Annotated in this window: 24 protein-coding genes; 7 read left to right on the forward strand and 17 right to left on the reverse strand. The window is 63.3% G+C overall.

Going from position 1 to position 21,859, the window contains the following annotated elements; genetic code table 11:
• Nucleotides 1–335 precede the first annotated feature (335 nt).
• The 13 genes from ACQG11_RS23355 to ACQG11_RS23415 are packed head-to-tail and all read right to left on the reverse strand — an operon-like array spanning nt 336 to nt 12,667.
• A complete protein-coding gene (locus tag ACQG11_RS23355) occupies nt 336–581 on the reverse strand; it encodes a DUF2274 domain-containing protein (RefSeq protein WP_006378741.1) in 246 nt (81 codons plus the stop codon).
• Nucleotides 578–1,861, reverse strand: coding sequence for a TrbI/VirB10 family protein (locus ACQG11_RS23360; protein WP_016487820.1), 1,284 nt, complete (start codon nt 1,859–1,861; stop codon nt 578–580). Before ACQG11_RS23360 ends, ACQG11_RS23355 begins: the two co-directional genes overlap by 4 nt.
• Before the next feature lie 2 nt (nt 1,862–1,863).
• Complete coding sequence (trbG, locus tag ACQG11_RS23365) at nt 1,864–2,856, reverse strand: P-type conjugative transfer protein TrbG (RefSeq protein WP_016487821.1); 993 nt, start codon at nt 2,854–2,856, stop codon at nt 1,864–1,866.
• Complete coding sequence (trbF, locus tag ACQG11_RS23370) at nt 2,853–3,557, reverse strand: conjugal transfer protein TrbF (protein WP_006378793.1); 705 nt, start codon at nt 3,555–3,557, stop codon at nt 2,853–2,855. The genes trbG and trbF overlap by 4 nt, the downstream gene beginning before the upstream one ends.
• A gap of 18 nt (nt 3,558–3,575) precedes the next feature.
• Nucleotides 3,576–4,943, reverse strand: a complete 1,368-nt coding sequence (trbL, locus tag ACQG11_RS23375; RefSeq protein ID WP_006378795.1) for a P-type conjugative transfer protein TrbL — start codon at nt 4,941–4,943, stop codon at nt 3,576–3,578.
• Complete coding sequence (locus tag ACQG11_RS23380; protein ID WP_006378798.1) at nt 4,940–5,266, reverse strand: hypothetical protein; 327 nt, start codon at nt 5,264–5,266, stop codon at nt 4,940–4,942. Before ACQG11_RS23380 ends, trbL begins: the two co-directional genes overlap by 4 nt.
• A 12-nt stretch (nt 5,267–5,278) precedes the next feature.
• Nucleotides 5,279–6,022 (reverse strand): P-type conjugative transfer protein TrbJ, encoded by a 744-nt coding sequence (trbJ, locus tag ACQG11_RS23385; protein ID WP_006378800.1) that lies wholly within the window; start codon nt 6,020–6,022, stop codon nt 5,279–5,281.
• Nucleotides 6,019–8,469, reverse strand: a complete 2,451-nt coding sequence (gene trbE, locus ACQG11_RS23390; RefSeq protein ID WP_006378801.1) for a conjugal transfer protein TrbE — start codon at nt 8,467–8,469, stop codon at nt 6,019–6,021. The genes trbJ and trbE overlap by 4 nt, the downstream gene beginning before the upstream one ends.
• A gap of 12 nt (nt 8,470–8,481) precedes the next feature.
• Nucleotides 8,482–8,751: a VirB3 family type IV secretion system protein gene (locus tag ACQG11_RS23395; protein WP_006378802.1), complete on the reverse strand. Its 270-nt coding sequence runs from the start codon at nt 8,749–8,751 to the stop codon at nt 8,482–8,484.
• The gene (locus tag ACQG11_RS23400) at nt 8,748–9,134 is read right to left on the reverse strand and encodes a TrbC/VirB2 family protein (RefSeq protein ID WP_006378803.1); all 387 of its coding nucleotides are present in this window, start codon (nt 9,132–9,134) and stop codon (nt 8,748–8,750) included. Before ACQG11_RS23400 ends, ACQG11_RS23395 begins: the two co-directional genes overlap by 4 nt.
• Nucleotides 9,121–10,200, reverse strand: coding sequence for a P-type conjugative transfer ATPase TrbB (gene trbB / locus ACQG11_RS23405; RefSeq protein ID WP_022652184.1), 1,080 nt, complete (start codon nt 10,198–10,200; stop codon nt 9,121–9,123). The genes ACQG11_RS23400 and trbB overlap by 14 nt, the downstream gene beginning before the upstream one ends.
• Nucleotides 10,197–10,673: a CopG family transcriptional regulator gene (locus tag ACQG11_RS23410; RefSeq protein ID WP_006378865.1), complete on the reverse strand. Its 477-nt coding sequence runs from the start codon at nt 10,671–10,673 to the stop codon at nt 10,197–10,199. Before ACQG11_RS23410 ends, trbB begins: the two co-directional genes overlap by 4 nt.
• Nucleotides 10,670–12,667 (reverse strand): conjugal transfer protein TraG, encoded by a 1,998-nt coding sequence (locus ACQG11_RS23415; RefSeq protein ID WP_016487822.1) that lies wholly within the window; start codon nt 12,665–12,667, stop codon nt 10,670–10,672. The genes ACQG11_RS23410 and ACQG11_RS23415 overlap by 4 nt, the downstream gene beginning before the upstream one ends.
• A gap of 306 nt (nt 12,668–12,973) precedes the next feature.
• Between ACQG11_RS23415 and ACQG11_RS23420 the strand changes: the two genes are divergently transcribed.
• From ACQG11_RS23420 to ACQG11_RS23430, 3 genes are all read left to right on the forward strand, one after another.
• Nucleotides 12,974–13,879 carry a LysR family transcriptional regulator gene (locus tag ACQG11_RS23420; RefSeq protein WP_006378991.1) on the forward strand — a complete coding sequence of 302 codons (906 nt, stop codon included), beginning with the start codon at nt 12,974–12,976 and terminating at the stop codon, nt 13,877–13,879.
• Nucleotides 13,880–14,159: 280 nt separating this feature from the next.
• Nucleotides 14,160–14,690: a polyketide cyclase gene (locus ACQG11_RS23425; RefSeq protein ID WP_016487823.1), complete on the forward strand. Its 531-nt coding sequence runs from the start codon at nt 14,160–14,162 to the stop codon at nt 14,688–14,690.
• A gap of 44 nt (nt 14,691–14,734) precedes the next feature.
• Nucleotides 14,735–15,241, forward strand: coding sequence for a hypothetical protein (locus ACQG11_RS23430; RefSeq protein WP_006378996.1), 507 nt, complete (start codon nt 14,735–14,737; stop codon nt 15,239–15,241).
• Between the two features lie 335 nt (nt 15,242–15,576).
• On the opposite strand, the gene ACQG11_RS23435 is transcribed toward ACQG11_RS23430, so the two are convergent.
• From ACQG11_RS23435 to ACQG11_RS23450, 4 genes are all read right to left on the reverse strand, one after another.
• Nucleotides 15,577–15,894, reverse strand: a complete 318-nt coding sequence (locus tag ACQG11_RS23435; protein WP_000539741.1) for a DMT family transporter — start codon at nt 15,892–15,894, stop codon at nt 15,577–15,579.
• 58 nt (nt 15,895–15,952) lie between these two features.
• On the reverse strand, nt 15,953–16,216 hold the full coding sequence (locus ACQG11_RS23440) for an EexN family lipoprotein (RefSeq protein ID WP_016487824.1): 264 nt from the start codon (nt 16,214–16,216) through the stop codon (nt 15,953–15,955).
• 32 nt (nt 16,217–16,248) lie between these two features.
• Complete coding sequence (locus tag ACQG11_RS23445) at nt 16,249–17,154, reverse strand: LysR family transcriptional regulator (RefSeq protein WP_006378999.1); 906 nt, start codon at nt 17,152–17,154, stop codon at nt 16,249–16,251.
• A gap of 89 nt (nt 17,155–17,243) precedes the next feature.
• Nucleotides 17,244–18,647 carry an efflux transporter outer membrane subunit gene (locus ACQG11_RS23450; RefSeq protein ID WP_016487825.1) on the reverse strand — a complete coding sequence of 468 codons (1,404 nt, stop codon included), beginning with the start codon at nt 18,645–18,647 and terminating at the stop codon, nt 17,244–17,246.
• A gap of 101 nt (nt 18,648–18,748) precedes the next feature.
• Here ACQG11_RS23450 and ACQG11_RS23455 point away from each other — a divergent pair, with 101 nt between their 5' ends.
• From ACQG11_RS23455 to ACQG11_RS23470, 4 genes are read left to right on the forward strand one after another with little or no spacing between them, the layout of a single operon-like run.
• Nucleotides 18,749–19,237 carry a TetR family transcriptional regulator gene (locus tag ACQG11_RS23455; protein ID WP_022652185.1) on the forward strand — a complete coding sequence of 163 codons (489 nt, stop codon included), beginning with the start codon at nt 18,749–18,751 and terminating at the stop codon, nt 19,235–19,237.
• 15 nt (nt 19,238–19,252) lie between these two features.
• Nucleotides 19,253–19,873 (forward strand): DUF3313 family protein, encoded by a 621-nt coding sequence (locus tag ACQG11_RS23460; protein ID WP_016487830.1) that lies wholly within the window; start codon nt 19,253–19,255, stop codon nt 19,871–19,873.
• Nucleotides 19,870–21,027, forward strand: a complete 1,158-nt coding sequence (locus ACQG11_RS23465; protein WP_016487831.1) for an MlaE family ABC transporter permease — start codon at nt 19,870–19,872, stop codon at nt 21,025–21,027. Before ACQG11_RS23460 ends, ACQG11_RS23465 begins: the two co-directional genes overlap by 4 nt.
• Nucleotides 21,024–21,845, forward strand: a complete 822-nt coding sequence (locus ACQG11_RS23470) for an ABC transporter ATP-binding protein (protein WP_016487832.1) — start codon at nt 21,024–21,026, stop codon at nt 21,843–21,845. The genes ACQG11_RS23465 and ACQG11_RS23470 overlap by 4 nt, the downstream gene beginning before the upstream one ends.
• The last annotated feature ends 14 nt before the right edge of the window (nt 21,846–21,859 follow it).

Genomic DNA, 21,859 nt, shown 5'->3' on the forward strand with positions numbered 1-21,859 from the left:
TTAGCATTGCGGTACCTGCTTATGAACAGGTTCCGGGCAACAAAAAAGTGCCGGTGTCAAGTCTTTCGCGCAAATCAAGAAGGACTTGAAACCGTATATGGGACAGTAGGTTAGCTCCTTTCGGGGCCGCTTAGAAGAAGAGCGGCGTTGTCGGCTAGGAGCGACATAGGAGCGTTGGGAGAGAAAGCCGCATCGCACTGTGTAGTGCTGGATTGCCGAGGAACGGCGGGCCTGTCGCATCATCATAGCCCAACAGGCTCGGCGGCATCCAGAATGAAGAACGCGCAGCCTGGGCTGCGCGTTCGATGGATGCCGTTGAATAGCATGCGGTGCAATCATGGCGGCTTCGGTGGTGTGCTGCGGGTCGCCGTGCCCTTCCTGAATCCTCGATCCCCCGCCATGAACGCTTCCAGCATATGCGGGATCAGCGTCGCCGCATCAACGGCCTCGCCATACGCCTGCGCGTGTAGCGCGGCGTAGCGGTCGAGGTCGGCTTTCAAGCTGGTCGGGCAAACGAAAGTCAGCTTGGTGCTCTCGGTCTTCGGCAGCGGGCCGAGCCGCAGCTTCTTGGTCGTGCTCATCGTGAAGTCCCCCGGTTGAAGAACAGCGGCTGGTACCGCCGCAGCACCAGATCCCGGTTGACGATGATGCGAACCGGCAGGCCCGGCCGTTGCGTTAAGGTCGGCTGGATGTTGAGGTTGCGCCGGGTCATCTCCTGGCCGACCTGATTGATGCTGTCCTGCGCGCTGTCGCGCCCAGCGATGATGACGCGATCACCATCCTGCCGGTTCTCCGGCGCGGCCAGCTCGGCACCGACGCCCAGCAGCGTGGTGAGTGCCGCACCGGCAAAGATGCGGCCCCAGTGGTAGTCCACATCGTCCTCCAGCCCGGCATAGCCGGCTGGGTCGGTGCCGGCCAGGTTGTCGAGCGTGAGCGAAGACGTGTCCGGCAGGATGATCCGGTTCCAGACGACTTGAACGCGGCTCTGCCCGTAGCTGACCTGGCTGTTGTATTTGCCCAGGATGCGCGAACCCTGCGGAATCAGCAGGAAGCGCCCGGAGGCTGTGTCATAGACCGGCTCCGTCACCGTGGCGATCACGTCGCCGGGCAAGTCCGACTTAATCCCCGTCACCAAGGCACCTGCGACCACCGTTCCGGCCATGACCTGATACGGCGAAGTTGGCAGGGTCAGATTGCCGGAATTACGGGTTTCAGTGGAGCCACCTTTCAAGAAAGCCTCTTTATGGTCTTGCCGGTTTTGCACCGCTGTCGGGTCAGCAGGCTGGGCCGCCGTGGAGACCGGCCCGGCCGCCAGCGGGTCAAACACCGCATTGGCGGCGAAGCCCGGCGCAGCGGCCACCTGTGTCTGCGCCACCGGCGCCGCATTCTGCCCTCCCGAGCGGAAGAACACGGACGAGGCCGCGGCCGCTTCGGCTTCTTTGCGCAGAGCATCGTTCGGGTCGTGGCCGGGGGCCGCGTAGGCGGCCGTCGCCGGCTGCTGCGACTTCACGATGGCCGGGCCAAGATCGCCCGGCAGCGGCGGCCCCAGTTCGGGAACGGCAGGCGGCAACGCCGGCGGCAGCTTGGAGTAGTCCGTCGGCAGCGCATCCAGTCCTTCAGACTTCGAGACACGATCGACGTTGTAAAGCTCGGTCTGCTCGCCCGCACCGCGCCGCTGAGGTTGCAGCGACCACATCACCGCGCCGAGCACGGCCACCGCCAGGACGCCGGCGAGGATGGCCAGCGTGCGCCGATTCAGGCGCGTGACCGGGCGCGGCTGGGCGCGAAGCGCGACCGCCTCGGGAGCGATCTTGCCCGCCGCCTGCGGCGCGGCAAGGTCGGGAGTGTCATCCTGGCTCATGGTCAGTTCCTCCGCGCAACGCCATCGGTGCGCTCGATCCGCACCACGTCGCCGCCGTCGCCGCCCAGCCGCAGTTCGGCCGCGCCGAACAGGCGATCCACGACGTAGTACGGCGCGCGGAAACGGTAGTTCACCAATTGCCCGTCGCCCTGCGCGCCGATGACAAACAGCGGCGGCAACTCGCCCTGGGCGATGCCCGCCGGAAACTGGATATAGACCTTCTCTCCATCATCGAAGGCGCGTAGCGGCTTCCACGGCGGGTTGCTGCCCGATACCGCGTAGCGGAAGCGGATCTTGTCCAGCGACAGGCCCGTATCGACAGGCGTTGTCGCCTGCGCAGCCTGCGCCTGGCGCTGCAACGCGAGCATCCGGTCTTTCGGGTAGTCCCAGGATACCGACGCCATCCATGCCTTCTCGGTCGAGGTCAGCTCCAGCAGGTAGGTGCGCCGACTGGTGGTGATGACGAGATTGGTTTTCAGGCCGGAACGGATGGGCTTGACCAGCACATTGACGCGCAGATCGGCCCCGCCGCCGCTGGACGTGTCGCCCACGATCCAGCGCACGGTATCGCCGGCGGCGACCGTCACCAGTTCCTCGCCCGGTTGAAGCGAAACCACCGTCACGCGCCCCGGCGACGCATAGACCTGATAAAGCGCGCCATCGGTGAACGGCCACACCTGAATCGCGTTGACGTAGCCCTCACGGGTAGGCGCGATACGCGCTTCTGCATTGGCACGGGAAACGCGCACCTTTTCGTCGGCCGGCTCCGGCGCAACGGGGGCCTCATCGAGTTCCGGCAGCGGCTTCAACTGCGCCGGCAGCGCCAGCGGTTCAGGGACGGCGACGACTTCGACGGGCTTGGGCGGTTCGGGCAATGGCTGGGCCAGCACCGGCTCGTCGAGCGAGATGGACGGCGGCGGCTTGCCCTGCGAGGCGCAGCCCGCGAGGGCCAGCAGCGTCAAAGGAAAAACGTAAAGGCAGAAACGAAGTTTCATGGTTTGGCTCCTTCGGAAGAATCCAGTTCGCGGCTCCATGACAGGCCGTTGACGTAGATACCCAATGGGTTCTTGCGCAAGCGCTGTTCAGTACGCGGGGTTTGCAGGACGGTCGAAAGCACGGCGTTCCAGCGTTCGGTGCCGGCGGGCGCACCGTTGACATAGCGCTGCTCTGTCCAGCGCACGTTGAAAGACGTGTCGCTGGCGCGAACCACGCTGGTGATTTGCACCGTTACCGATTCCTTGCCGATGCGGGCGAATGGGTCATTGGTGCGGGCGTAGTCGTTGAGCACCGCCGCGCCCTTGTCGGTGGTGTAGTCGTAGGCATCGAGCCAGTTCTGCCGCACCACGATGGGGTCGATGGACAGCGAGCGAACCAGCGTCACGAAGCGCGCCAGGTGGTGCGCGATCTGCGCGTCGCCGGGCCGATACGGCGTAGCGGCCTTACCTACAGCGCGCACCTGCCCGGCCTGATCGACCTCGATGACATAGGGCGTCACGATGGACTGCGCCGAGCGCCACACCAGGCCGCCGGCCATCAACAGCGCGAGCACTAGACAGCCGAAGGCCATCAGGCGCCAATTCTTCGCCTGCACGCGGGCGGAGCCGATACGGTCGTCCCACACCTGGGCGGCGGCTTGATACGGGGTGGCAGGCTGCGGCGTATCGGCGTAGCGCACCTGCGGTCGTTTGAATCGCATGGGTGTTCTCCTTGAAGGTTAGGTATCGGAATCCCGCAGGCTCGGGCCTTGCCCGGAGCCGCCGCCGTCGCCCCCGCGCAGCGTGTGGGCGGCAGTGGTCGCGGCATGGGTAGCCTGCTGGCGGCGGTGCATCCGCTTGGCCCAGGCCGGTTGCTCTTGCTTCTGCGAGCCTGCGGTGCCGTCTGCGGTCTGGCCGCGGCCAGCACCGTCGCTGCCGGCTTCTGTGCCGTTCCAGCCAGCGCGGAAGGAGTCGGCCACCTTCTGCCCAACAGCGGAAGCACCAGAGGTGACGCTGCGGCCTGCGGCTTGTGCGCCGGTCTTGGCGACATTGCCGAGGCCAGCCGCCGCGCCCTTGGCACCGCCGCCGGCCGCAGCGGAACCGGCCTGGAACGCCGATCGGGCACTGCCGGCCGCCGAAGTCGCGGCACGCGCGCCGGCACCGGCCAGCTTTGCGGCCGCCGGGGCCATTCGTGCCCCAGCCATGACGGCGCCGCCCACTCCCGTTGCGGCGGCTCCGATGGCAACGCCGGTGCCGACAGCCCCGACCGCAGCACCAGCCATCGCGCCCGCACCAAGCTGTGGCGCACCGGACACCAGGCCGGTGGCGATACCGGGGCCGAAAATGCCCAGCGCCAGCAGCGCGAGCGAGGCCAGCATCACGACCAGCGCGTGGTCGATTGATGGTTCGTCGGGATGTACCTGGAACTCGGCAAACAGCCCGGAACCAATGCCGACGATGACGGCCAGCACCAAGACCTTGATGCCTGACGACACCACGTTGCCTAGCACCTTTTCCGCGAGGAACGAGGTCTTGTTCCAGAGTGCAAACGGGATCAAGACGAAGCCGGCGAGCGTAGTCAGTTTGAACTCGATCAGCGTGATGAAAAGCTGTACGGCCAGCACGAAGAAGCAGAGGATCACCACCAGCCAGGCGATGAACAGAACCACGATAGGGTCGATGTTCACGAACACCTCGGGGAACCCAGCCATGTCCCCGATCTGTTCCAGAATCGGCGCGGCTGCGTCGATGCCGGTCTTCGCCAGCCGGCCCGGCTGAAGAAAGTTCTCCATCGTGATGGCCGAGCCGGTAGCGGTGATTCCCAAGCCGGCGAACGAGCGGAACACGATGCTCGCCAGCCAGTTGAAGTTGCCGATGATGTAGGCGAACGCGCCGACATAGAGCACCTTGCGCAGCAGCTTGGCGATCACGTCGTCGCCCTGGCCGGTGGCGTGGCTCATGGCCCAATACAGGCCAGCGATCGTCATGTCGATGACGATGAGCGTGGCGGTGAGAAATGCCACTTCGCCCTGCAATAAGCCGAAGCCCGAGTCGATGTAGCGCGAGAACGTATCGAGGAAACGGTCGATGATGGTCACGTCGTTCATGGCGAATCCTCGGGCGGAGTGAGCGGAACGGCGCCCTCTGGCAATTCATCTGCGGGCGTATCGAAGCTCGGCGGAATCGGCGGGAGTTCAGCCAGCGAGTTGTATTCATCCGGCCCGGTATGGCCGGCGAAGAAGCGCCGCCGGAAGGCTTCGGCGGCGGCGCGGCAGGCATCCTCGCCCATGGCCTGCCGGTCGACCGCGCATTGCCCGCGCAACGCCTTGAGCCGCACCGGATCTGCGGCCAGGGCGTCGGCCAGGTTCTCGGCCGGCTGCTGGCCGCACGCGGTCAGCAGCACGGCCAGCAGGACGGAAGCGCATCGCATGGCCGCCTCCGGTCAGTTGTTGTAGAAGTTGACGGACTGCGGCGTGTACGGCGTGCCGGTGCCGAGGAAGCGCCGCCGCACTTCGCGGGCGCGCTCCATAGCCGCCGCTTGCCGCGCCAGTTCCAGCGAAGCGGCCCGGTCTTGCGTGATCTGGAGCTGCTGCGCCTGGATCGACTGCTTGGCCTGCAAAGCCAGGAGCTGGTTCGTCGCCTGCATCGCTTGCAGCGCGCCGGTGGCCGACTGGCTCTGGCTCACGAGGTCGGCCAGCGCGCTTTCGTCTTGGGCGAGGTTCTGCGACACCTGCGCCTGCATCCGCATCGCGGTGTGCAGGCCGTTCAAGGTGTTCTGCCAGCGTTCGCGGGCATCCTGTGCCATGCGGTCGCCGCTGATGGTGGAGGCGTACTGTTCCGGGTACAGGCGGGCGAACGTGGCATCCATGCTCTGCACGTCGTAGGCCAAGCCGCGCGCCTCGGCGATCAGGCGCTCGGTGGTGGCGAGCGTCGAGCGCAGGCGGTTGACGATGTTGAAGTCGAGATTTGCCAGGTTCCTGGCCTGGTTCATCAACATCTGCGCCTCGTTCTGGAGCTGGTTGATCTGGTTGTTGATCTGTTCCAGCGTGCGCACGGCGGTCAGCGTGTTCTGCACGAAGTTGGACGGGTCGAACACCGTCAGCGCGGATGCGGGCTGCACGGCCAACAGCGATACCGACAGCACAGCAGCGAGTGAGACAGAGAGCAAACGGGGCTTGGTCATCATGGCGAAACCTCCAGCGGTTGAGAAGCGAGAAAGGAAGCTGCCGCCGGAGCGGACGGCAGCAGGTCGGCGGCCCAGCCGAGGCCGCGATGGCGCAGCCACGCGCCGGCGAAGCCGGGAGCGCCGGCCTGCGTCAGCACGCGGTCAATGTCGCGTTGGTCTTGAGGGGTGGATGCGCTCGCGAATGCGAGCGCGACAGGCCCCAGGTCGAGGTCGAACAGGCGATTGCCGAGGCGCGACTGGTAGTAGTAATCGCGCTTGGGCTGGGCGGTCGCCACGATCTCAATCTGGCGGCTGCTCAAGCCGAAGCCTTCGTAGATCGTGCGAATCTGCGGCTCGGTGGCCTGCGGGTTAGGTAAGAAGATCCTGCTCGCGCAGCTTTCGATGATGGCTGGCGCGATGGTCGAGTCCTTGATGTCGGCCAGCGACTGCGTGGCGAAGATGACGCTGACGTTCTTTTTTCTGAGCGTCTTGAGCCATTGCCGGATGCGGGCCGCGAAGGACGGCTCATTGAGGAACAGCCACGCTTCATCGAGGATCAACAGCGTGGGCGCGCCGTCGAAACGTTCGTCGAAGCGGGCGAACAGGTAGCGCAGCACCGCTTGCACGGCGGCCGGGCTGTGCATCAGTTCTTCCATCTCGAAGCCCTGCACGTCGGCCATGCCCAGCCGGTCGTGGTCAGCGTCCAGCAGCTTGCCGTGTGCGCCGCCCAGCACATAGGGCGCGAGCGCTTGGCGCAGCGCGTTAAACTGCAATAACACCGACAAGCCGGTCATGGTGCGCTGCTCCACCGGCGCACCGGCAAGGCTTCTCAGCGCCGACCAGATGGCAGCCTTCTCGTCCGGGCCGACCGTCACGCCTTCGTGCAGCAGCCGGCCCTCCACCCATTCGGCGGCCCAGGTGCGGTAGCCCTCGTGGGCAATTCGCGCGAGTGGCTGGAAGGCGATGCCGCCATCGGCGCCGAGGTCATAGTGCTCACCGCCAAGGCCGAAGATGGTGGCGCGCATCGAGCGGCCCATGTCGAAGGCGAAGATCCGCGAGCCGAAGTAGCGCCGGAACTGCATGGCCAAGATGGCGAGCAGCACCGACTTGCCCATGCCGGTCGGCCCGGCGACAAGGGTGTGCCCCACGTCGCCGATGTGCGTCACCAGCCGGAACGGCGTCGCGCCATCGGTGCGGGTGACGATCAGCGGCGGGCCATCGAGGTGTTCGTTCTTCTCCGGCCCAGCCCATACCGCTGACATCGGCATCATGTGCGCCAGGTTCAGCGTCGAAACGATGGGCTGACGCACGTTCGCGTATGCGTTGCCGGGGACGGACGACAGCCAGGCATCGACTGCGTTGAGGGTTTCGGGGATGGTCACGAAACCCCGGCCCTGGATGACGCGCTCCACCATGCGCAGCTTCTCGTCGGCCACGGCCGGGTCGGCGTCGAGCACCGTCACCGTGGCGGTGAGGTAGCCGAAGGCGACTTGATCGCTGCCCAGCTCCTGCAAGGCGGCATCGGCGTCGGCGGCCTTGTTGCTGGCATCGGTATCGACCAGCGGGCTTTCCTGCTGAAAGATCGTTTCGCGCAGCAGCGCGATGACGTTCTTGCGCTTGGCGAACCATTGGCGCCGCAAGCGCCCCAATTCCCGTTCCGCCTCGGCTTTGTCCAGGCACAGGAAGCGCGTACTCCAGCGATACGCAAAGCCCAGGCGGTTGAGGTCGTCCAAGATCCCCGGCCAGGTCGAGGTCGGGAAGCCTCGTACCGACACCACGCGCAGGTGCTGATCGCCCAGCATGGGCGCCAGGCCGCCGACCAGCGCGGCATCGGCAAGCAGTGCGTCGATATGGAACGGCACGTCGGGCACGCCGACGCGATAGCGCCGGGTGGAGACTGTGGCATGCAGGTAGGTCAGCGTCTGGCTATCGTCCAGCCAGGCAATCTCCGGCATCACACCATCGAGCAGGTCGAACACGCGATCGGTCTCTGCCACGAAGGAATCAAGCCGACCACGCCAGTCCACACCCTCAGTGGGCCGGTTCTCGTACAGCATCCCAGCCGCACGGGCGCGAGACTCTTGCGGCGGTAGGTGTTGCAACGTGAAGTGATAGACGCTCTCGAAATGGCCATCCGACTCCTCGAACGCCGCGCGTCGCTCCTCATCCACCAGCCAGGACAGTGGTTCGGGAAAGGAGGATTGCGGATAGCTCGATGCCCGCATCCGCTCGGCCTCGATATAGAAGGCCCAGCCAGACCCGGTACGGCGAAGCGCGTTGTTCTGCCGCGCCGACGTGGCAATCAGCTCGCCCTGTGTCGCACTGTCCAAGTCGGGGCCGCGAAACTGGAACGTGCGTTGAAACGAACCATCTTTGTTCAGCACAACGCCCGGCGCGACCAGCCCGGCCCAGGGCAGCCAGTCGGCAAGCAAGGCCGGGCGCTGACGATATTCGGCAAGGTTCAGCATGGCGTCCTCCCCTCACACGTCCAGAAGCGGGCGGTGTTTGATATGCCGCGCGAAGACCTGCATGAACTGCGGATCGACGCGCGCACCCCATACGGCCAGCGAGTGGCCGACGATCCAGAGCACCACGCCGGGAATCCACAGTTGCAGGCCCAGCCCGACGGCGGCGGCCAGCGTGCCGTTGGCAATTGCCACGGTGCGCGGCGCGCCGCCCAGCAGGATTGGCTCGGTCAGCGAGCGATGCAGCGGCACCTCGAAGCCTGGAAGGTCGCTGGCCGTACTCATACGACGGCCCCGCCGGAGAACGAGAAGAACGACAGGAAGAACGAGGAAGCGGCGAACGCGATGCTCAACCCGAACACGATCTGGATCAGCTTGCGAAAGCCGCCGCTGGTGTCGCCGAAGGCCAGCGCCAGGCCCGTGGCGATGATGATGATGACCGCGACGATGCGTGCCACCGGCCCCTGGATCGACTCCAGAATCGACTGCAAGGGCCCCTCCCACGGCATCGAGGAACCGGCGGCTTGCGCCGTTCCGGCCAGCAACAGCAGCAGCGCGGCCAGCAGCAGCCCCTGCCTCGCAGGGCGGGTGAGGCTGCGCAGCCGCGCCAGGCCGGACAGGCGAGGAAGCGGATTTACGGAAAAGCGGAAAGAATCAACGTGCGTCATGGCAGTTCTCCAAGTTGGTTGGGGGACGGGAATGTGCAGCGGCGTCGGCTGCGAGAGGAACCGGCGTCAGCTCGGGAAACGGCGTTTCCAGTGCGTCCGCCAGGCGATAGCCGGTGCCGTCGAAGCCGACGACACGGGCGATGGTTTCGACGTGGCGCTTGCGGCCGCGTCCGGCGATGTTGATGACGACGTTGACCGCCTCGGCGATCAGCGCCCGCGGCGGATTCACAGCGACTTCGAGAATCAACTGTTCGAGGCGCAGCAACGCGCCCAGCGCGGAGCCGGCATGGATGGTCGCAATGCCGCCGGGGTGGCCGGTGCCCCACACTTTGATGAGGTCGAGGGCTTCGCCGCCGCGCACCTCGCCGACGATCACGCGGTCAGGCCGCAGGCGCATCGTGGCCCGCACCAGCTCGGTCATGGTGACGACGCCGGCGCGGGTGCGCAGCGGCACATGGTCGCGGGCCGCGCATTGCAGCTCGATGGTGTCTTCGAGCACCAGCACGCGGTCGCCTGTGGCGGCGATCTCGGCCAGCAGCGCGTTCGCCAGCGTGGTCTTGCCGGTGCTGGTGCCGCCGGCGATTAGGATGTTCTGCCGCTCGCGCACGGCGCGGCGCAGGAACTCGGCCTGCCCGGCGGTCAGGATGCCGTCGGCCACGTAGCGATCCAGGCCGATGATGCTCACGGCCCGCTTGCGTAGCGCGAAGGCTGGCCCCGGGGCGGCCGGAGGCAGGATGCCCTCGAAACGCTCGCCGGTTTCCGGCAACTCGGCGGTCAAGAGCGGCTGGCCGCGATGCACCTCCGCGCCGACATGCGCGGCGACCAGGCGGATGATGCGTTCACCATCGGCCTCGGGCATCTCCACGCCCAGCGGCGAGCGACCCGACGACAGCCGATCCACCCACAGGGTGCGATCGGGGTTGAGCATGATTTCCACCACATCCGGGTCTTCGAGCGCAGCGGCGATCAGCGGCCCCATTGCAGTGCGCAGCATCTGGATGCGGCGATCCTGGGACGCTGCTGCGGATGAGCGAGGTTCGGGCTGGATCTGTGGAACGGCACTCATGACGCACGCTCCGCAGTTCGTTCATGGGCGGAGGCCATCGCTGCTGCGTCATCCATCTGCATCGGATCGGGGTGCAGTTCCTCCACCACGTCGCGCACCAGACTGCGGCCACGCAGAAGGTGGCGACCCAACTGTTCGACGAACTGCTCGAAGCGCACCTTGCCCTGGGCGCGTGCCGCATCCTGATGGGCTTCGGGCACCGGCGTGCTGACGGTCAGGAAGTAGCGGATGAACAGCGCCAGCGTTTCGATCTGGATGTTCTGGTCGCGCTCCAGGCGTTCGGTCTGCCGCGACAGTCGATCCAACCGCTTGGCAATGGCGGCCTCGCGCTGGTCGCCAGCATCGGGCGACAGCCAGGACGCCAAGGCCGCTGCGACGATGGACGACTTGGACACGCCTTTCTTGGCGGCCAGTTCGTCCAGGCGCTGGGCGTGCTCGGGCTGGATGAAAAGATTGAGGCGGTATTGGCTCATAGGTCGATTCCGTCGTTGGGGTCGAGGGAAGCCAGCCGGGCCGTGCGCTGCATGGCCGGGTCGAGCTGGCCGGGAAGCGGCAGCGCCAGGTCGTCGTCATCGAGCAGCGCCAGGTCGTTCGCATGTGCGTCCGGCTCGGGGTCGTAGGCGACGGTTTCGGAGAGTTCGGGCTGGCGGCGTGGGCCGCCGTCATCGGTGCCGCCCAGGCCATCGGCGGATGCCGAGGCCGGCGCCGCAGGTACGGCCGGGATCGCCAAGCCGCTCCAGTCGTCGGGGCGGGCTGGCGGCGCGTCGGCGTACCTCCCGGCTACGAGCGCGGGCGGTGGCAGGACGCGATTCTTGAAATTGGCGTCGGCGTAGTAGCGCAGCTTCTTCGCGCGGATCGGGGCGACGCTGGACACCATGACCACGGCGTCATCAGGTGGAAGCTGCATCACCTCGCCGGGCGTCAACAGCGGCCGTGCAGTTTCCTGACGCGACACCATCAGGTGCCCCAGCCACGGAGCGAGCCGGTGGCCGGCGTAGTTGCGCTGCGCGCGAAGCTCGGTGGCGGTGCCGAGGGTTTCTGAAATCCTTTTCGCCGTCCTTTCGTCGTTGGTGGCGAAAGTCACCCGGACATGGCAGTTGTCGAGGATGGAATGGTTCTGCCCATACGCCTTGTCGATCTGGTTCAGGCTTTGAGCGATGAGAAAGCTGCGGATGCCGTACCCGGCCATGAAGGCAAGCGCGGACTCGAAAAAATCGAGGCGGCCCAGCGCCGGAAACTCGTCCAGCATCAGCAGCAGCTTGTGCCGGCGCGCGATGCCATCGCTGCCGTCGAGCGATTCGGTCAGCCGCCGCCCGATCTGGTTCAAGATGAGCCGGATCAGCGGCTTGGTGCGGCTTATGTCGGAGGGCGGCACCACCAGATAGAGCGATACCGGGTGCTCGGCGGAAATCAGGTCGGCGATGCGCCAATCGCAGCGCGATGTGACTTCGGCCACGGTCGGGTCGCGGTACAGGCCGAGAAACGACATGGCGGTGGAGAGCACGCCCGATCGCTCGTTGTCCGACTTGTTAAGCACTTCGCGGGCAGCGGATGCGACAACCGGGTGAGGCGCATCGCCCAGGTGCTTCGTCGTCATCATCCGGTGCAGCGTCAGCTCGAACGGACACGCCGGGTCGCTGAGGAAGTTGGCGACGCCGCGCAGCGTCTTGTCCTCGCCTGCGTACAGCACATGCAGGATGGCGCCGACCAACAGCGCGTGACTGGTCTTTTCCCAATGGTTCCGGCGTTCGAGTGCGCCATCGGGATCGACAAGAATGTCGGCCACGTTCTGCACGTCGCGCACTTCGTGCGCGCCGCGCCTCACTTCCAGCAGCGGGTTGTAGGCTGCCGACTGCGCATCCGTGGGGTTGAACAGGAGGCAGTGGCTAAACCGCGAACGCCAGCCTGCGGTGAGCGTCCAGTTCTCGCCTTTGATGTCGTGAACGACGACGGATGCGGGCCAACTCAACAAGGTGGGAACGACCAGGCCCACACCCTTGCCCGAGCGCGTTGGTGCGAAGGTCAGGACGTGTTCCGGGCCTTCATGGCGGAGGTACTGGCCGCGATGCAGCCCGAGGAAAACCCCGTCGGGCTGGATCAGCCCAGCTTTGCGTATGTCTTCCGCATCGGCCCAGCGTGCCGAACCGTAGGTGGTGACAAGGCGCGCTTGCCGCGAGCGCCACACCGACATGGCGATGGCGACCACCACGGCCACCAGACCACTTCCACCCGCGATGGCCCCGCCGATATCGAAGACGTGCGGCGCGTAGGCATCAAAGAAGAACCACCACTCGAACAGCCGCCAAGGGTGATAGACCGGGGTTCCAAAGAAGTCGAACCATGGCGAGCCAAGGCGTAGTTGATAGCCCAGGGCGGCGGCTGTCCATTGCGTTGCACCCCACACGCCGGCGATCACGATGCCGAATACGGCGGCGATCTGCCCGAACAGTACGCCCTGAGCTTGCATTGACTGGCCTCCGATTTCCCTGCACTGATTCCTCGTTCAAAAGCGGCACAGGAACGTGCCGCATAGAGCGAGGATCGGTGCCGCGTGGGTGCCCGTCAAAGACCGTTTTGAGCACAACGGTCGAGGGAAAAGAAAGAATGAGCGGCGGGGCGAGTCGAAGACAAACGCCGCAAACTAAAGCACCCTATGGCGCATTTGGAGTTTCCAAGAGGTTGCCCAGAAAAAAATTCTCGCTGGGTCTCGCTCCCCTCATGAGCAGAATCTAGATATCATGGGAAAGAATTATTTATTGAAATCTGGATAAGAATGAAAGATATCAAGAGCATGGATCTCAACTTACTCAAGGCGCTGGACGTATTGTTGGACGAACGCAACGTGACACGGGCGGCAGCACGTCTTGGACTAACCCAACCGGCCTTGAGCGGCATGCTTGCGCGGCTGCGTGAAAGCTTCGGCGACCCGCTGTTCGCGCGTGCGCAGCGGGGCATCGTTCCGACGCAGCGGGCGCTAGACATAGGGATATCTGTCAAACAGGTGCTAGCGGAAATCGACGCGCTGCTCCAGCCACCTTCTTTCGACCCGGCCACCGCACAACTGACCTTCTCCATCGCCGCGACGGACTATGCGCTGCGTGCCATTGCTGTCCCATTTCTATCGGCACTCAAACAGCACGCACCGCGCGTTCGAGTCTCATTAGTGCCAGTCGAGAGCGGACTGCTACAGAACCAGCTTGAGCGCGGTCAAATCGATCTAGCCCTCCTGACGCCAGAGATCACTCCGCCAAATCTGCATGCCCGAGAGCTATTCAAGGAGCACTACGTGTGTGTCCTGCGGGAAGACCATCCAGCGGCTATGGGGCGCAAGCTGACAGTTAAGCAGTTCTGTGCTCTCGACCATGCGCTTGTTTCCTACGATGGTGGAGGTTTCCGCGGCGTCACCGACGATGCGCTAGAACAGTTGGGCAAACAACGAAGCGTCACACTGTCGGTCAAGAGCTTTCTGATCTTGCCAGACATCCTGCGTGCCAGTGACATGGTCGCGATCTTGCCGAGCCGCTTGGTCGCCGGTATGGACAAGCTGGCTATCTCCCTGCCGCCGATGAAGATACCGGGGTTCACCAAGACGGCTGCTTGGCACGAACGCACCCATCACGATCCAGCACATCGCTGGATACGAGCACTGCTGTTCACTTCCTGTGCTAACAACAAGTAGGCAAGATGGCTCTCATCGTCATGCTCAGCACAACTCTGCCTCGCACTACAAATATGCAATCAGCCGGCTCAATTGGAGACGGACCCTTTCGTAGCACCGCTGCGAGATAGCCTTGTCGGCGGATGGCAGAACCTAGACGCTGATATCAAATTATATGATTTCAAAAATAAAAAATTAGGATTTCACTTATTTCACAGGGAGGCTCATGATTGCTCTATGACCACTTGAATGACGCAGCCACCCCTGTTGCGTCATTGACATTTTGTGAAGGAGCTTCGATATGAGCAAGCAACAGAACGCCATCCTCTGGCCCGAAGGCTACACGCCGGGCTTTACTGAGAATTTCGCCTCTAATGAGATCATCGCCGCCGGCTTGAGCGCGGCCGACGTATGGCCGCTACTCGTCACACCATCGCTGTGGCCAAGCTACTACGCCAACTCGGCTAACGTGCGCTTTCATGGCGGCAAAGGCCCGGTACTGGCCGACGGCGATCGATTTTATTTCGAGACCTTCGGCTTCCCGGTAGAGGGGCAGTGCAACGAGTACGTGGCACCTGCGGATGGGCAACCCGGCCGCGTGGCCTGGCACGGCTGGTCCGGCGAGGAAGGCACAGATACGCGCCTGGATGTGCATCACGCCTGGCTGGTCGAGAACCTGGACGGCGGGCGCGTGCGCATCCTCACGCAGGAAACGCAGAAGGGCAAGCCGGCCGAGGAGCTGCACAACGCCAAACCCAACCCGATGATCAACGGCCATCAGGACTGGCTCGACAGCTTGGTCGAGACAGCGCGCAAAGCCAAGCAGGCGTAATGGTCGCTGGCCGCTTGATCCCAAGCGTCTGAACTGAGAAAACCATGATGGGAACTCCCCTCGAGATTCTGCTGGTTTTGACTTCGCAGGCAACGATGGGCGACGACCCGCGCCTGACCGGCGTGTGGTTCGAGGAACAGTCCACCCCGTACTACGCCTTGGTCGATGCAGGTGCCAATGTGGATATTGCGTCAATCGCCGGCGGCGAGATTCCGGTGGATCCTCATTCCATAGCGAGCGAAGGCATGAACCCGCCGAGCGTGGAATGCTTCCTCGATGACAAGGTGTCGATGGACAAGCTCGAAGGCTCGCTGAAGATCGACAGCATCGCCCCGGAAGGGGGTGCGGTGATGTTCCTGCCCGGCGGCCATGGCACCATGTGGGACTTACCCGGAGCGGGGCGCTCGTCAATCTGCTGTCGGGCGCTTGGGCTGACGGCAGGGTGGTCGCGGCGGCCTGCCACGGCCGAGCCGGACTGGTTAATGTCAAGGAAGCGAATGGCCAGCCGCTGGTTGCCGGCCGTCGCGTCAGCCCCTTTGCCAAACGCATGAGCCGCGAGACTGGGCTACCTGTGGCAGTGAGTTGGGGCATCGACGATCCGCGAATGGCCGAGCACGTGATCGCTGGCAGGTAGATGGGTTTGGTGATTCTTGGCCGCGCCATGCTAGCCAACCCACACTCTTTCTCCACCTTTGCAGGAGCTGAAGGTGGAGCACCCGGAATGGCTGCTCCACCGCCTTACGCGCACTGGCTCGAACTCTCCCGAGGCTGCGGCAAGCTCACCACATATAACGACTAGGAGGAGGTGACCGTGCGAGTTCCCAGAACCCGATCCAGTCTGTGTCGCAGGGTGTCCCAGTGACTACGCTATCAAAGGAGCTAGTACTCAACTCGATAACTTGAGCGTGATAACGCCCAGGATGATCAGCGCCACGCCAAGGTATCGCATCAGGGAGGTTGGGTCGCCATAGAAATGAATTCCGACTAAGAACGTTCCCGCCGCTCCGATACCCGTCCACACCGCATAAGCAGTCCCAATCGGTATCTGACGCTGAGCAAGCCATAGGAAGGCGCCGCTAATTGTCATGAAAGAGACGGCTACTGCGACCCCACTCCAACGCGATGTTGGCTCTTGCGCCATTTTCAGCCCGACCGGCCATCCGATTTCAAACAATCCAGCCAAAACAAGATAGATCCAGCCCATTGCAATTCTCCTTCAAGTTTTTCATATCCGGCATACATACTCCAGCGTGACCACCAGCTTAGAACTTCGGCGGCTCTTTAGGTGTGGTGTAGGGCACATCGCCATCTTCGTAAAAGCGCTTTCGCGTAGCCTCGGCAACCCGGTTACATAGTTGGTCGCCCAGCATAGGACGATCCAACTTGCATTGCTGGCGCAACTTTTTCAGCCGCTCAGGATTGAGCGCTAATTCATCGACCGTCGGAAGGTTGCCTTTATCTGGTTTCCCGGATGGGCTGCAGGCTGCCAGTGTCGAGGAAAGCAATATGAGAGCAATCTTCTTCATGGTTAAGTTTCCTTGGGAGATTGTGTGATGGTTTACCGCCGACTTTTGGCGTCTGGAGATTTGATCGAATGAACGCGTTCCATGAAGCGAGTCAGTATTTCTGACGGCTCGCTGGCCGGTCGTAGCAGATAGGTCGTGAGCATGGGCGAACCTCCAGTCAGCGGCCGTGCGACCACACCCTGTTCCCTGCTGGCAGTAATATGCGCACCTCCTGTGAGGCCTAGTGCAAGTCCCGCCGAAACCAGGACCATCATTAGATCGCTGGAAGTCACGCGTTCGGCAATTAGAGGCTCAATGTCCACGCGACGTAGCACCCGTTCAACTTGCCGAGCATGGCCCTCACACGCCACCGCGTCGCAGAGCACCAGCGGATACCGCAACAGCTCTTCCAGGGGAATCTGTTTGTGGGATAGCAAGGGGTGCCGTGCGGGCACAGCTACCATCAGAGGGTCACTCCACACCGGCACGGCGATGATGCCTTCGCCGACTTCATCCGATTGAGCGAAGCCGAGATCGTACAGTTCGCCACACAATCCCTTGATTTGCTGTGACAAAGGCACTTCGAAGAAGCGAACTTCCACTTCCGGCTCTTCCTGCCGGCAGAGCGCCAACAACGCAGGCAGGCGCGATGGCGTGATTCCATCAGACAATGCAATACGGAGCTGGCAATGAAAGCCATTGGCTGCGGCGTTCACACTGTCGCGCGCCTGCTGCAAAGCTGCGAAGACACGGGGTACGCTCTCAAAGAAGAGTCTGCCTGCACGAGTCAAGCGGGTGCTCCGAGTGGTTCTCGCAAATAGCGCTACGCCCAACTCCTCTTCAAGCTCTTTGATGGCGCGCGACAGCGGCGATGTCTCGATGTGGAGGCGCTCTGCGGCTCGGGCAAAGTGCAGTTCCTCTGCCACCGCTAGAAAGTAGCGCAGATGCCGAATTTCCATGTTCGCATTCCTCCTCACTTAGGCCTCACCACCTTCGCCTTGCGCCACGCTATCTAGCCTTCGCAAGCTGCTCCAGCAAGCTTCCCCGATCAAACAGGTGGGCCGGATAGTGCTTTTGCCAGCACACCCCATTGCACGGCTGTCTCGGCCCGCGTGCGGATCAGCGAAGCCTGCGCTGACATCACCCCCGCCTCAGCCTCGGCCACCACCGTGGCGTCCACTTGTCCCGCCTCAAACAGACGGCGGCTGCGATCGAGCTGACGCTCCGCGACTGCGACCCCCTCGGTCTGATGCTCCAGTGCGGCGTGCTGCGTATGCCAACCGAGGTATGCGTTCTCTACGTCCTGCAATGCACTCAACAAAGTGCGCTCGAACTCCGCGCGCGCAGCTCGGCTGCGCGCCTCTCCGGTCTCGATGCCGGCACGGATCGCGCCACCATCGAAGATCGGCAACGAAACCCCGGCCCCAAGTGAAAAAATGTTGCCGGTAATGCGCGTCCCCGCACTCTCAACGCGCTGCCGTCCGCCGCTCAGGTCCAACACCAGCTTAGGGAAGCGTTCGCCTTCGGCTGCGTTCCAGCGCGCGGTTTCGGCTGCGAACTTCGCTTCGGCGGCGCGCACGTCGGGCCGCTCACTCAGCAGGTCCGCAGGTATGCGTGTCGGTGTCCAATTGGGGGCGGCGAGTGAAGCAAGAGTCGGAGAAGCTGCAGACGCTCCGGGCGTTTGTCCCGCTAGTACATCAAGTGCATGCGTCGCCTCGCCGCGCGCACGCCGAAGTTGCTCTTGCTCCACACGCAGTGCGACGACGCCGGAGCGGGTTCGCTCGATGTCGAAGCCGGTAGCTTGTCCGGCCTCGAACTTCCGTTGTGTCAGCAAGACGAGTCGCTCGGCGGATGCCAGCCGCGCCGTGGCGAGCGCTTCGAGTTCACTGGCTTGGCGCTGCTGCACAGCCGCCGACACTGTTTCAAACGCGACCTGCCAACGCGTGGCAACCCACGCTTGTTCGGCTGCCACCGCATCCAGGCGCGCACCTTCTGCTGCCTGCGAAAGCCGCCCCGACAGGTCTGCCTCCCACGATGCAGACAACGTGGCGCGGCCATCATTGCCGATCGCAACGTTCTCTGAATAGTCGCGTCCTCGAGTTGCCTGCGTGCCCGCGGACAACGAGGGGAGCAGGGAGGCCCGTGCTCGCCGCGTGGCGGCCGAGGCCTCGTCGACGCGCGCGCGCGCAATCGACAGTTCGGTGTTGCGCTCCAGCGCCGCCCGGACTAGGACATTGAGCTGTGGATCGCCGTAGGCCGTCCACCAGTCGACGGGAAGAGTACGGCGGGATGATTTGTCCAGGATGCCTTCACCTCCCTCTTCATTTGAGAAATGGGCCGGTACATCCAGGCGAGGCGGATCGGCAGAGTGCGGAGCATGGCTGCAAGCCGCAAGAAGCATTAGCGGCGAAATCATGGCCATGAGGCGATAGCGTTCAAGAATTTGAGACATGGCAGGTCCTTGCATTCCGAAAAAGTCTTGACGGACTGTTTTACGCCTTCTACTATACCGTCTGGACTGTATATGACTCAAGCTTTTTTTGGAGCACGACCATGCCGCCTCGCGCGAAAACAAAGTTGCCCCCCCCGTCCACCGCCCATAGCAGCACCGATGCGCAGCCCGTTCTCCAGCAAGGAGCCCAGCTAACTCGCGAGCGCATCCTGCAGGCCGCTCGCGAACTGGTGCTGGAGGAAGGCGCCAGTCGTCTGACGCTGGACGCCGTCGTCGTGCGGGCCGGGTTGAGCAAAGGGGCGTTTCTCTATCATTTCAAGACCAAACGCGATTTGTTCGTGACACTGATCGACGAGATGATCCGGGCGTTCGACGCGGTACAAGCCAATCACGAGCGCAGGTTTGCCGGAGATTTGTGGCTCGCGCTCAAGCGGATTCCGATCAGCGCGGCCTCTGCAGCCTGGGCAGGAATCGGGCTACTTGGAAACTTGGGTATCGGCGCCCTCTTGCTAGGCGATCTCGCATCAGTGACGCGCTGGTCTGGCACCGCCCTCATCGCAGCAGGCATTGCCTGTCTTAGTTTCGTTTGATCAAGGAGACCCATTATGAAGAGCAAAACTGCATTGATCCGCGGCGGCATTTTTTTTTGCGTAGCAGCCGCGCTCTCTGGATGCGCGACCAACAGCATGACGCGCTCCGGATTTCTCGGCGACTACGAGAAGTTATCGCCGACACGATACGAGAACGTACTGATGTACCGCGCAGCGGGATTCGAGCCCAAGCGTTATGCCGCTGTCGTGGTGGAAGATGCGCAGATCAAGACCGCCTCGGGTCGCATCGATGGGCTCGATGACGCGCAGCAGCGTGAAGTGCTAGACCATGTGACGAGCGAACTGAAACGCCAGGAAGGCAAAAGTCCCGCCACCCCAGGTGGCACGGGACAGGTTCGGGTGCGTGTAGCGGTCACCGAACTGCAGACACCGAATCGGGCAGTCAATGCAATGACGACCCTGCTGGTTGGACCCGTGACGACGGGCGGTGCCAGCCTAGAGTTCGAAGCAGTCGATGTAAGTACGGGACGACGCGTTGCTGCCGCCAGTTGCTTCGAGCGCGGCAACGTCATTAAAGAGTTCGCCGGTTCGTACACATTGCTGGGTCATGCCAAAGCGGCGATCACGAACTGCATCGAGCGCATCGACAGCGCTTGGCGGGACACGCAGCCATGAGCAACGCTTCACAGGCTTGGCTCCGGCAGGATGCCATGGTCGGCGGTGATCACAAATGGCTGGCGGGTGGCGACTGGACGATAGAGCACTACGCCAGTCTGGCAAAATCCGTGTCCGCCGCCCGCATCAGCCATGCCGAGGGGTACGCCACTCCCTTGCTCGACTGGACGCAAGTCCAGAGACTGGACACCGCCGGCGCGGCTCTGCTGGTGGAAATTCTCGGGCCAGACTCGATACTCGACCGGCCGGAGGCAGCTCCAAATCTGTCCCCGGATCGCCTCGCCCTAATGAAAGCGCTTGCCGCCGCTGCTACCGCTCAGCAGAAGACGGACAAAGCAGCGGTGAGCGGGAATCCTCTGCTCCGCGGTCTGGGACGCATAGGCCTGACCGTGGAACAGGGCTGTCGTGCGTGTCTTGGTCTGGCCGGGTTCGTGGGTCAGATCATCGAAACATGGAGCCGTACCGTTCGTCACCCGCGTCGCTGGCGCACGACCTCGGTGATCGCTCAAATCCAGCGGTCAGCGGTGGACGCCATTCCCATCGTGGCGCTACTGAGCTTCATGGTAGGAATGGTGGTGGCGTTCCTGGGCGCAACGGTGCTGGCCAACTTCGGTGCGAGCATCTTCTCGGTGCATCTGGTCGCCTTCTCGTTCATGCGCGAGTTCGGAGTGCTGCTCCCGGCCATATTGATTGCAGGCCGTACCGCAAGCGCGTATACCGCCCAAATCGGTTCGATGAAGGCAAATGAAGAGATCGATGCGCTTCGCTCCAACGCGCTCGACCCCATCGAGTTGCTGGTGCTGCCACGCGTGCTGGCGCTTCTTGTGTCCTTGCCACTGCTCACATTAGTAGGCATCTTGGCTGGCATTGTGGGCGGCGCCACTGTATGCGCACTGAGCTTGGAGATTCCTCCTGCACAGTTCCTTGCCATCGTGCAGGAAAAAATCGAGGTGCGCCATTTTCTTGTCGGAATGAGCAAGTCCCCGCTCTTCGCGGTGATGATCGCCGCTATCGGCTGCCATGAAGGGTTCAAGGTCGCCGGTAGCGCTGAGTCGGTAGGCGACCACACGACTTCTAGTGTTGTGCAATCAATCTTCATGGTGATCCTGATCGATGCCATCGCTGCACTGTTCTTCATGGAGATGGGCTGGTGAGCGCGGTGAAGGAAGACACCGACAACGGTGTGCGACACGCTATTGAAGTGCGCGGCCTAGACAACAGGTTTGGAACCCAGCAGGTCCATCAGGACCTGGACCTGGACGTGCGACGCGGGGAAATCCTTGGCGTGGTGGGAGGATCAGGCACCGGGAAATCCGTGCTCTTGCGTAGCATCGTCGGGCTGCAGAAGCCGCATTCGGGCGTGGTCCGTATCGGGGGGCGCGACCTACTGCGAGCCCAATGGCTTGCACGCGCGCGTATGGAGCGAAGGTTCGGCATTCTGTTCCAGAAGGGCGCGTTGTATTCATCGCTGACCGTCTTGGAGAACGTCGCTCTTCCTTTAATCGAGCATGTCGGTCTGGCGCGGCCTCTTGCCGAGCGTTTGGCAAGAAGCAAGCTGGGCTTGGTGGGGTTGCCTGCCGGAGCGGGAGACAAATATCCGGCCTCGTTGTCCGGAGGCATGGTGAAACGAGCAGCACTGGCGAGAGCCTTGGCGCTTGATGCGAACATCCTGTTTCTTGACGAACCCACCGCAGGACTGGATCCAATCGGGGCTGCATCTTTCGACCAATTGATTCTGACCCTGCGCAATGCACTGGGTCTCACGGTGTTTCTGGTAACCCACGACCTCGATACGCTGTACACCATATGCGACCGTGTCGCGGTCCTGGCGAACCAGAAGGTACTCATCAACGACGGCATCGAGGCAGTCGAGCGATTCAAGCACCCGTGGATACAGGAATACTTTCACGGCCCCCGTGGCCGTGCGGCCGCACAGGCCACTGGTGCTTCCAGCCAAGAGACGCAGCCATGAAACCCTTCCGCATC

It is taken from the genome of Enterobacter cloacae complex sp. 372C4 (assembly GCF_050030615.1).
Lineage (GTDB): Bacteria > Pseudomonadota > Gammaproteobacteria > Enterobacterales > Enterobacteriaceae > Enterobacter > Enterobacter intestinihominis.